This window comes from Pseudolactococcus chungangensis CAU 28 = DSM 22330 (genome assembly GCF_002441885.1).
In the GTDB taxonomy this organism is placed as follows: Bacteria; Bacillota; Bacilli; order Lactobacillales; family Streptococcaceae; genus Pseudolactococcus; species Pseudolactococcus chungangensis.
Genome location: NZ_JXJT01000023.1, coordinates 23,178 through 34,039 on the forward strand (window position 1 = coordinate 23,178; position 10,862 = coordinate 34,039).

Genomic DNA, 10,862 nt, shown 5'->3' on the forward strand with positions numbered 1-10,862 from the left:
ATCGTTTTGAATCAAATTGAACATCAGTTCCTTTCGCAGGCCATTCACTTGGTTGAATTCTTGTCTCGCAATGACCGACAAGTCCCTGAAAATTCGGATACGCGTGCGCATCGACCAAGTTACTTCCTCTGCTAATGGTTTTATTTTACGATTATTCTAAGGGAATGTCAAGGTGTCAGGGAGACAAGGCTTATTTTGTTGACAATTTTGATCGTTGCACAGGACTTTCCTGACAATCTCTGTCGAAAATCCAATCAGCGCCTATCATTTTCTTACTAAAAATGCTAAAATGGGAATAACACGTAAATTGAAGATAAGAGGACAAAAATGTTACAAGTAAGCGATATTAGTTTGCAGTTTTCAGACCGTAAACTGTTTGATGAAGTGAATATTAAATTTTTACCAGGTAACTGTTACGGTTTAATCGGAGCCAATGGTGCAGGAAAATCAACTTTCCTGAAAATTTTAGCAGGCGATATTGAGCCAAGCACAGGCCACACGTCGATGGGACCAGATGAGCGGATGAGTATTCTACGTCAGAATCACTTTGACTATGAAGATATCCCTGTTTTGGACGTTGTTTTGATGGGGCATCAACGCCTTTATGATGTTAAAGTTGAAAAAGATGCCATCTACATGAAGGAAGACTTTACGGATGAAGATGGTATGCGTTCAGCTGAACTTGAAGGTGAATTTGCTGAGCTTGGTGGTTGGGAAGCAGAGTCCGATGCTGCACAATTGTTGCAAAACCTTGGAATCCCAGACGCTCTACACATGCAAAACATGTCTGAATTAACCAATGGTGAAAAAGTCAAAGTTCTCTTAGCTCAAGCCTTGTTTGGGAAACCAGACGTTCTACTCCTTGACGAGCCGACCAATGGTCTGGATATCCAGTCAATTAATTGGCTGGAAGAATTTTTGATTAACTTCGAGAATACAGTCATCGTTGTCTCCCATGACCGTCACTTCTTGAATAAAGTATGTACGCACATGGCCGATTTGGACTTTGGTAAAATCAAACTCTTTGTTGGTAACTATGACTTCTGGAAAGAATCATCAGAACTTGCCCTTAAATTGCAGGGTGATGCCAACCGTAAATCAGAAGAAAAAATCAAAGAATTGCAAGACTTTATCGCGCGTTTCTCTGCGAATGCGTCTAAATCTAAGCAAGCGACATCTCGTAAAAAAATGTTGGATAAAATCGAATTGGACGAGATTGTCCCATCTTCTCGTAAATATCCTTTTATCAACTTCAAACCTGACCGTGAAATCGGCAATGACTTGTTGAAAGTTGAAAATCTTTCAGTCAAAATTGATGGCGAAATCATTTTGGATAATATCAGTTTTATCCTTAATCCAGGAGATAAAACAGCCTTCATCGGTCAAAATGATATCCAAACAACAACATTGATTCGTGCTATTATGGGTGATATTGAGTACACTGGTGAGGTTAAGTGGGGTGTGACAACAAGTCAAGCTTACTTACCAAAAGACAATTCACGCGACTTTGCAGGTGGCGAAACAATCCTTGATTGGCTCCGTCAGTTTGCCAGTAAAGAAGAAGACGACAATACTTTCCTTCGTGGTTTCCTAGGTCGGATGTTGTTCTCTGGTGAAGAAGTTAACAAGTCTGTTAACGTCCTCTCCGGAGGTGAAAAAGTTCGTGTGATGCTCAGCAAACTCATGCTCTTGAAATCAAACGTCCTTGTCTTAGATGACCCAACCAATCATTTGGATTTGGAATCAATTTCATCACTCAATGAAGGTTTGACCAACTACAAAGGCAGTCTACTCTTTGCCAGTCATGACCACGAATTCATTCAAACCATCGCTAATCATATCATCGTTATCTCTAAGAACGGTGTGATTGACCGAATCGGTGAAACTTATGATGAGTTCCTTGAAAATGATGAAGTCCAAGCAAAAGTTAAAGCACTTTGGGCTGATTAAAAAACTATTTTGAAAGTCGTAGGAATACGGCTTTTTTGTTATAATAAAAGCATGACAATTAAACTCATCGCAACAGATATGGATGGCACATTCTTAGATGGCAATGGAGCCTATGATAAAACACGCTTTGATGCGATGTTAACAAAACTAGAACAAACTAATATTCATTTTGTGGCAGCATCAGGTCGTCAACTTTTGGCTTTAGAGGCGATGTTTTCTGATTTTGCTGACCGGATTATTTTTGTGGCAGAAAACGGCGGTATCGTCAAATATCGTGATGATATTTTATTTGAAGAGAAAATGCCTTTTAATAAAGTTTTAGAAATCTCAGATATCGTCAGAAAGTCTGACTATATCCAGGATGATTCTGTTTTATTAAGCGGAGCAAATGGCTCTTACATTTTAGAGACGACAAGTGACTATTATAAGAAAAAAGCGAATTTTTACTATGAAAAGGTGCAAGCAGTTTCTGATTTTTCGGAAGTTGTGGATGATATTCTCAAACTTACCGTCAGTTTTACAGCTGAGCGGGTGCTGGAAGGTGCAGCTTGGGTCAATCAACAAGGGGCTGGGGTTCGGGCAGTCACCACAGGATTTGAATCAATTGATATTATGCCAGAAGGTATCAGCAAAGCCACGGGTCTGTCTCATCTCGCTGAAAAATTTGACATCACACCATCGGAAATTGTCGCATTTGGCGATAATCTGAATGATTTAGAAATGTTGCGCTATGCAGGCAAGGCGGTTGCTATGTCTAATGCACGTGAGCCAATCAAAGAGGTAGCAGACGAAATCATTGGTCATCATAAAGACCAAGCTGTGATGACTTATTTGGAAAATATTCAATTATAAAAGAGGATAAATTTTAAAAAGGATGAATTGAATATATTAATGATTGGTGCAACAAGATTTATTGGAAAAGAAGTTGTTAAACAAAATATTAAAAAGTATGACTCCTATCTTCTGGAAATATCGCGTTTACGATATTTGATGGGGTACACAAGATAAAAGTTATACACTAGCTAAAGTTATACACTAGCTACAGATCATGAACAAGTTACAAATTAAATGATAGCCATTTTTTTCCAATCAGTAATCCGTTAGAAATGGTAACTTATATTGCAAGTTTGGTATAAGTCCATCTCTTATATTTTAAAATAGCATCAGCATGCCTCATAATTTGTGGTATAAAATCAAAAAAATACGCCTCAATTTGTATTGGTTAATACAAACGAGGCGTATTCTTTTGATCTATATATTTTAGTGATTAGAATTCTTTTGCAATGCTAGTAACTTTAGCCAAAGCATCATTCAAAATTTCATTAGCGCGTTCAGGCTCGTAGGCATGACCTTCGATGTAAACAGAAGTAATGTCATCAATACCAATGAAGTTTAAGATGCTATTGAGATATTGAGAAGACCCATCGTTTCCGTCATATGCACCACCATTGGCTTGAATATGAAGGACTTTTTTACCACCAGCAAGACCGACAGGGCCTTCAGCAGTATATTTGAAAGTTTTACCAGCGACATTGATGGTATCAATCCATGCTTTTAGACGTGTTGGCATGCTAAGGTTCCAAAGTGGGTTAGCAATCACAACTTTATCAGCAGCGAGGAATTGCTCTGTCAAATCACCAAAACGAGCAACTTTAGCCTGTTGCTCAGCACTGAGGTTACCAAATTCAATACCGGCAGCCATTGCGTTGAAAGCTGAAGCGATGTCAACATCAATTTCAGGTACGTTGTCAGCGAAAACATCAAGAATAGTAATTGTATCAGATGGGTTTTCTGCTTTGTAAGTAGATAGGAATTGCTCAAGCGTTTTGAGTGAGAATGATGTTTCAGATGTAAGGGGATGCCCTTTAATAATAAGTGTATTAGACAATGGTAAGACCTCATAATTTCTAAATATTTTTAATTACCATACTATTTTATATAAAAAAATTAGTAATTGCTTTGTTTACGCTTGTAAATTTTATTACAAACTTGGAGTTAAAATGAGTAGCCTACATTTTTTTAATTTGTGAAACATACCACATTTGTTAGAAAATTGAAAAAAAAACTAAAATGTGTTATATTGTTAGAATGAAAAAGAAATTAGCGATTGACGCAATGGGTGGAGATTTTGCACCCAAATCTGTTGTCGAAGGGTGTCTATTGGCGAGAGCAGAATTTCCAGACACTGAGTTTATTTTATTTGGTGATGAAACGAAGATTCGACCATTATTAAGCGATGATACCAATATTACCATTGTCCACACGACTGAGAAGATTGATTCTGGGGAAGCTGATCCAGTTAAAGCGATTCGTCGTAAGAAAACTGCAAGCATGGTTTTAGCTGCGACAGCAGTTAGAAACGGTGAGGCAGATGCACTTGTTTCTGCAGGAAATACAGGTGCTTTACTTGCGAGTGGTATCTTTACAGTTGGCCGTATCAAGCAAGTCGATCGACCTGGTTTGCTATCAACCTTACCAACTTTGGATGGTAAAGGATTCGATATGTTGGACCTCGGTGCGAATGCAGAGAATACCGCCCACCATCTCTATAACTTTGCAATTCTAGGGTCATTTTATGCGTCAAATGTCAGAGGTGTGACATCTCCGCGTATTGGGCTTTTAAACAACGGCTCTGAAGCTAGTAAGGGTGCACCATTACAAAAGGAAACTTATGAGTTACTTGCAGCTGACGAGCAACTGAACTTTATCGGTAATGTCGAGGCGCGTGATTTAATGAGCGGTGTGGCTGACGTCGTCGTTGTGGATGGTTTCACTGGTAATGCTGTTCTCAAATCAATTGAGGGGACAGCATCGAGCTTGATGAAATTACTGAAAACGTCTATTAAAGATGGTGGTATGACATCAAAACTTGGTGCGTTGCTGATGAAAAAATCTTTATACAGTTTAAAAGATGCGCTAGATTACGAAAAAGCAGGAGGCGCCGTCTTGTTTGGCTTAAAAGCACCTGTCATCAAGAGTCATGGCTCTTCAAATGCTGACGCGATTTTTGCGACACTTAAACAAACGCATAAAATGTTAGAAACTGACGTGGTTGGGAAATTAGTGCAACATTATCAGGAGGACAAATAAATGGCGATGAGTAAAGAAGATCTTTTTGCTAAGATAAAAGAAAACTTAGTGGAGACATTGGAGCTTGATGCAGATCATGTCACGCTAGAAACGAATATTGTCGAAGATTTAGGCGCAGATTCGATTAGTTTGATGGAATTCACTTTGGCTTTAGAAGACGAATTTGGTATCGAAATTTCTGACGAAGATGCAGAACACATCTTGACCTTGGGGCAAGTTGTCGACTACGTTTCTGATAAAATTAATTAATTATCAACTTAATATAAAAAAATACAGGTTTTGGCCTATCCGCCAGAACCTGTATTTTTTGACTTATTTTATAGCCTAAATCAAGAGTTTAGATAGGTTTCTTTAATCTGAAAAATGCGTGTGGTTGATCGGTATCATCATGTTTTTCAGTATTGACTGGAATCATATACAGCTCACGATAATGGGCGATTTGATCACTTATTTTTCGTCCGCTAAACTGTTCAGCGATTGTTTCGACTGCTTGCCAACTAAAAACTGGAGGCAGCAGATTTAGCCATTTAGGTTTGACTTCAAAACTTTCCTGAATGATTTGACTAGCCTTTTTGAGAATATTAGCATGATCAAAGGCGAGCAACTGATCTAGTACACCAATAATGTGCAGCTGATGCGTCTCAGGGTCTATTGTGAAATCAAACCATTGCGCGCGTTCAGCATCGTCACCAGCTTGGGTCTCTGGAAAATGAGGCAGATATACTAAATGCGCAACAGTGACTACCCAACCTCTAGGGTCACGTCCCGGCGTTGCAATTGTTGTGAGTTGGTCCACAAATTTAGGAGCAATCTGGAGATGGGTTTCCTCATAGACCTCACGAATTGCAGCTTGCGTTGTATCCTCGGTTTTATCTAGAAAACCACCAGGTAATGCCCAATGATGTAAATCAGGATGTGCTTTACGTTGGATTAACAAGAGGTTGACTCGATTGGTTACTGGATTATAAGCAAAGATGACGCTATCAACTGTCACGCTAGGTGTTTCATAAGTTTGTCTATCTTGTTTGGCATACCAAGCCAGAAACTCCTTCTCGCTTGCCTGATGTTCGTAGTAGTCTTTTTCCGCTATTTTGTTTGCAAATGTTCGCATGATGTCTCCTTGTGAGATCGGATTTATAGTGAGTTGAGTAGATACATCTTATTTAAGTCTAACCTAGTATTCATGCTGTGTCAATGCCATGATGTTTGAATGAATAACGTAAAATAATGAATGTTTGATTAATTAAAAATAAGGTATTATTTGCGATATAACAATGAATACGTTAAAATAGTAGTAAGTAGTTGTAAGCGTTTTATCAGAGGGGGCTAGATGTGCGTGTGCTAACACTGAAAGGAGATAGTTGAATGAGAAAAAAATTATGGTGGCGGTTAGGTGCAATTTTTTTGCTAGTTCCTGCTTTACTTGCTAGTTCTGGTTGTAAGCAGTCAGCGAAACAAGCAAAAGCACCAGAAAAAAAAGCTGAACTGATGAAAACCCCCTATAAAAATGAAGAATTTGCAACAGGTACCTATGTTGAAATCTTAATTTATGATAAGGGGCATGGTGAGGAAGACTTTGAAGTTGCCAGAAAACAACTCAAAGAATTGGCAGCAAAGTTTGAAATTTATGAGCAAGGTGAAAGTGAACTAGATAAAGTCAATGCCCAAGCAGGTATTGCACCAGTTAAAGTATCGAAAATCACCTTTGAACTCGTTAAAGCTCTGGATAAGTATGCTAAGACTTCTGATGGCTACTACAATCCAACTGTTGGTGTGATGACGCATCTTTGGCATATTGGTTTTTCAGATGCCCAAATTCCCTCAGAGGAGTTAATCAAAGCAACTCTAGATAAAGTCAATATTGATGATATTGTATTAGATACTAAAAATCAGACTGTTTTTCTTAAGAAAAAAGGAATGGTGATTGAGGCTGATGGTATTGGAAAAGGGTTTATTGGCGAACAGCTACTTAAGACACTTAAAGCTAGAGGGGTGACGACTGCAGTTGTCAATCTAGGAGGACATGCCTATACGATAGGTAAAAATCCAGATCGAAAAGATGGTGCTTGGGAAGTTGGGATTGCTAATCCAACACTAGGTGAAACACAGGACAGTCCTTTAGTAGGGGTGCTGACGAGTCAGCATACGAGCTTTAATACCACGAACTACTACGGTCGCTATCTTAAAGTTGGTGATAAAGTTTACTCTCACTTATTTGATACCAAGACGGGTTATCCAATAGAATCAGATTTGTTGAGCGTGACTATGGTAGGGGACACGCCATATCATGATGATGCTTATAGCAATGCCTTATTTAACATGGGACTGGAAAAGGGGATGAAATTTGTGAATAAACATGATGAATTTGATGCCGTCTTTGTTACGAAAGATAAAAAAGTATACATCTCAGAACATATCCCAGGGGAATTTGAACTTTTAGATAAAACTTTTAAAGTAGTCAAAGGTGTCGCAAAAGAGTAATCCAAAAATATTGAAAGGTCGTGGTGATGATATGACAATTAAGACAAGTTTGAAATTAATAATCACATTGGCACTTCTGGCTAATGTTTCTGTTACGACGCAGGTATTAGCAAGAGAAAAGGGTGATACTAAAAAAGATAAAGAATCTCGGCAAATCGCTATTGATTTGCGTTTCAATCAACGTTATACGGAACAAAATCAAGTTGTTAAAGTAGAGGACGTGGCTAAAACCTCACCAAAATTAGTTGAACCAGAGGTTCAGCCAGCTCCCGTTTCGGATCCGGCGCCTCCTGTTGCTGCAGATCCGTCACCAGATGTTGCTACACCTACACCTAGTGCGCCAGATCCAGCGCCGACACCAGCACCGGTACCAGTGACGGTAAACGTTTTATCGATGATTGGGACGACGATTCCTTTTCAAAATGGCGGCATGGGGGGCGGTCAAGCCATCATTGATGCCAATCCAAATGGTATCGCATCAACTTGGGGTGGTGCAACACCATATTCTGGTACAGATGGGCTCAATACACATTTTATCGGTCATCACTGGGGTGCCTTTGATCCTGTGATTAATCTGAGTAATGGTGGTGTTGTATCTGCTTATGATGCAAATGGTCAAGCCTTTAACTATACCATATATAAAATTGCAGTTGTTGATACAAACGGTAACAACGTTCAGACAGGTGAGTCTATGTACGGTGAAATCACTTCCATTGGTGGCGGTGAACGTATCGTGTTGCAGACCTGCATTGATGAAACAACAAGACGTATCATCTTCGCATCTTAAGTTTCTAGAATAATTAAAAAATATGCCTTAAAAGTTGGCAAAATACAACTTTTAAGGCATATTTTAATTGAATTAGTCAAGTCCTCCTTGAAAATCAGTGTCAATATCTTGGACATAATTTTTATAATAACTGACTAAGCTATCTTTGAATTTTTGGTAGTCGTCCTCACTATAATCGCGCTGTTCATCAATTTGTGCTTTAAAATGGGGCAAATCTAATTCAGTTCGGATGCGTTGTTCTAGTTCTTCTCTAGTCATCGGTTTTCTCCGTTTCATTTTTGTTATCGGGTGTGTTTGGGATTTTAAAACCCCAAGTGATATGTCCTGTACTTGACTTTTTTATTGTAGGCTGCTCGTCTTCCTGAATAGAGATAGTATCTGGCTTTTCTATGGCAGGTCGTCTTTCAAATGGTAGGCTAGTGTCGTCATCAATATCACTTTTCACTTGCTCATCAATTAAATCTTCCGCTCCCTCATAATCAGGTAAGGGTGTTTGCTTGAGAAACTGCATCAAGAAATCAATATTTTCAGGTGGTGTTTCAGGTTGCTCAGGAGGGTCGCTTTCTCCTAGTAAAGGTAATTTTCTCTCACGCAAGATACGTGCGTAATCATAATCAGCGCTATCAAATTCCAATTTTGCTGCATCGTAGACAGCTTGGGCTTGAACGACGGTATAAAAAGCAGACTGACTGATCGTTTCTTGTTCTTGGTTAATGCCTTGTGCGGCATCATATTCTTTTTTGGCAACATCCAGATTATGATTAGCTGCAATAATTGATGCTTCCGATAAATAGGGTTGTATTTCTAAATAGCCAGCATTTTGAATGGCGAGAGAATAATTTAAAGTTTTGGAATCGAAATTTTTTTGGGCTTCAGAGCGATTTTTTTTAGCTGTTTCTAGCTCAGTCATTGCTAGGTTAAGCGCATCAGAGGCTTTTTGATAGGCAATTTCTGCTGCTAGAAGTCGGTCCTTGGTTTGTAAAATTAGATCAGTCATTTGCCTCCTTTATCTGTAACTCTAGTTGTAAATGGTTGATATTTAATAGGTGTGTTCAGAGACTCATTTGTTCTTGTGGCGATTAATCTCTTCCAGACGAAGTTGTAAGGCACGCTCGTACTTTCCTAAACCGTCAGATTGAAAATAATGAACATCCTTTAGCTTATCGGGTAGGTATTGTTGTTCAATCCAGTGGCCTGGGAAATTATGGGGGTACTGATAGTTTTCAGCTCGTCCCAGTTTTTTGGCGCCTGAATAGTGCCCATCCTGTAAATGAGGAGGAATCGGTAATGCACCATGTTTGTGTAAATCTGCGATAGCCGTATCCATAGCTTTATAGGCAGCATTAGATTTAGGAGATAAGGCTAAGTCTACTACGACATTAGCTAATGGAATCCGTGCTTCTGGAAACCCTAGGCGTTCAGCCGCTGAAACAGCTGTTACAGTACGAGCACCAGCATCGGGATTAGCTAGACCAATATCTTCATAAGCAATAACCATGAGCCGCCTAGAGAGACTCTGCAAGTCGCCACCCTCAATCAAACGCGCCGCATAATGCAAGCTAGCATTAACGTCCGAACCACGAATTGATTTTTGAAGTGCGGATAAGAGATCATAATGAGCATCACCATCCTTATCAAACGTCGCCGCAGATTTTTGTAAAGAGTTAGCCATATCATCCAAGGTAACATGGTGTTCAGAACTCGATAAAACGGCAAGCTCTAGAGAATTTAAAGTGGATCTAACATCTCCATTTGTAGCATGAATCAGAAATTGTTTGGCATCCTCATCAAGGGTGACTTCAAAATCAAAACCACGGTCAGAATCAGAGATAGCACGATCAATTGCAATGCCAATATCTTCAGGTGTTAAAGGTTTTAACTCGAAAATTTGAACCCGACTCCGAATGGCAGGCACCACACTGAAATAAGGATTTTCAGTAGTCGCACCAATTAAAATAATCTCACCATTTTCAAGTAATGGCAACAAAAAATCTTGTTTCGGTTTATCCAAACGATGGATTTCATCTAAAAGAAGAACGAGCTGTCCAGAAAATTGGGCCTCAGCTGCAATTTCTTGCAATTTTGTTTTTTTGTCAGATGTTGCATTAAAAGTCCGAAAGGCCATATCTGCAGTTCCTGCAATGGCTGAGGCAATTGAAGTTTTCCCAATACCGGGCGGTCCATAGAGGATCATTGAACTCAGTAGTTTTGTTTCAACCATCCGACGGATGATTTTGCCTTCGCCTACAAGATGGCGCTGGCCGATAATCTCATCTATCGTTCGTGGTCTTAAACGTCGCGCCAAATTTGCTTGCATATCTTAAGCTCCTAGTAAATATGTCTTAGTTACATTATAGCATTTTATTGCTATTTACCTTTTAACAGAACATGTTTGGGTGCTCTAAAGACATCCCAATTTGTTAGCGGTTAGTATTAGATAGAAAATCATACTTATCATAATTTGTATTGTAAGTACTCTTAATTATAGGTTCAAAAGTGTCACCAAGACAATGTCTCATCAAGTAAGACAAACTATATAAAAAGTCAAGTCTAA

General features: G+C 39.1%; 12 protein-coding genes. 7 read left to right on the forward strand and 5 right to left on the reverse strand.

Annotation, left to right across the window (positions count from 1 at the left end):
* The first annotated feature begins 6 nt into the window (after window positions 1-6).
* The 3 genes from RR45_RS11535 to RR45_RS09120 all read left to right on the forward strand — a co-directional run bounded on the left by RR45_RS11535 (window position 7) and on the right by RR45_RS09120 (window position 2,802).
* Window positions 7-135 (forward strand): hypothetical protein, encoded by a 129-nt coding sequence (locus RR45_RS11535; protein ID WP_280522686.1) that lies wholly within the window; start codon window positions 7-9, stop codon window positions 133-135.
* Window positions 136-327: 192 nt separating this feature from the next.
* On the forward strand, window positions 328-1,950 hold the full coding sequence (locus RR45_RS09115; RefSeq protein WP_031366846.1) for an ABC-F family ATP-binding cassette domain-containing protein: 1,623 nt from the start codon (window positions 328-330) through the stop codon (window positions 1,948-1,950).
* A 51-nt stretch (window positions 1,951-2,001) separates the two neighbouring features.
* The gene (locus RR45_RS09120; RefSeq protein ID WP_031366847.1) at window positions 2,002-2,802 is read left to right on the forward strand and encodes a Cof-type HAD-IIB family hydrolase; all 801 of its coding nucleotides are present in this window, start codon (window positions 2,002-2,004) and stop codon (window positions 2,800-2,802) included.
* Window positions 2,803-3,217: 415 nt separating this feature from the next.
* On the opposite strand, the gene RR45_RS09125 is transcribed toward RR45_RS09120, so the two are convergent.
* A complete protein-coding gene (locus RR45_RS09125) occupies window positions 3,218-3,838 on the reverse strand; it encodes an NAD(P)H-dependent oxidoreductase (protein ID WP_031366848.1) in 621 nt (206 codons plus the stop codon).
* Window positions 3,839-4,038: 200 nt separating this feature from the next.
* Here RR45_RS09125 and plsX point away from each other — a divergent pair, with 200 nt between their 5' ends.
* Both plsX and acpP read left to right on the forward strand, forming a co-directional pair.
* Entirely contained in the window at window positions 4,039-5,040 is a 1,002-nt protein-coding gene (gene plsX, locus RR45_RS09130; RefSeq protein ID WP_031366849.1) for a phosphate acyltransferase PlsX, read from the forward strand.
* 6 nt (window positions 5,041-5,046) lie between these two features.
* A complete protein-coding gene (acpP, locus tag RR45_RS09135; protein WP_031366850.1) occupies window positions 5,047-5,289 on the forward strand; it encodes an acyl carrier protein in 243 nt (80 codons plus the stop codon).
* A gap of 88 nt (window positions 5,290-5,377) precedes the next feature.
* On the opposite strand, the gene RR45_RS09140 is transcribed toward acpP, so the two are convergent.
* Window positions 5,378-6,151, reverse strand: a complete 774-nt coding sequence (locus RR45_RS09140; protein WP_072353661.1) for an NUDIX domain-containing protein — start codon at window positions 6,149-6,151, stop codon at window positions 5,378-5,380.
* A gap of 254 nt (window positions 6,152-6,405) precedes the next feature.
* Here RR45_RS09140 and RR45_RS09145 point away from each other — a divergent pair, with 254 nt between their 5' ends.
* Window positions 6,406-7,521 carry an FAD:protein FMN transferase gene (locus tag RR45_RS09145; RefSeq protein WP_031366852.1) on the forward strand — a complete coding sequence of 372 codons (1,116 nt, stop codon included), beginning with the start codon at window positions 6,406-6,408 and terminating at the stop codon, window positions 7,519-7,521.
* A 31-nt stretch (window positions 7,522-7,552) separates the two neighbouring features.
* On the forward strand, window positions 7,553-8,308 hold the full coding sequence (locus RR45_RS09150) for a sortase domain-containing protein (protein ID WP_143188760.1): 756 nt from the start codon (window positions 7,553-7,555) through the stop codon (window positions 8,306-8,308).
* A gap of 72 nt (window positions 8,309-8,380) precedes the next feature.
* Here the strand turns inward: RR45_RS09150 and RR45_RS09155 are convergent, their stop codons facing one another.
* The 3 genes from RR45_RS09155 to RR45_RS09165 form a co-directional block, all read right to left on the reverse strand.
* Window positions 8,381-8,566, reverse strand: a complete 186-nt coding sequence (locus tag RR45_RS09155; protein WP_031366854.1) for a hypothetical protein — start codon at window positions 8,564-8,566, stop codon at window positions 8,381-8,383.
* Window positions 8,559-9,305 carry a hypothetical protein gene (locus RR45_RS09160; RefSeq protein ID WP_031366855.1) on the reverse strand — a complete coding sequence of 249 codons (747 nt, stop codon included), beginning with the start codon at window positions 9,303-9,305 and terminating at the stop codon, window positions 8,559-8,561. The genes RR45_RS09155 and RR45_RS09160 overlap by 8 nt, the downstream gene beginning before the upstream one ends.
* Before the next feature lie 63 nt (window positions 9,306-9,368).
* Window positions 9,369-10,625, reverse strand: coding sequence for a replication-associated recombination protein A (locus RR45_RS09165; protein ID WP_031366856.1), 1,257 nt, complete (start codon window positions 10,623-10,625; stop codon window positions 9,369-9,371).
* Window positions 10,626-10,862: the final 237 nt, after the last annotated feature.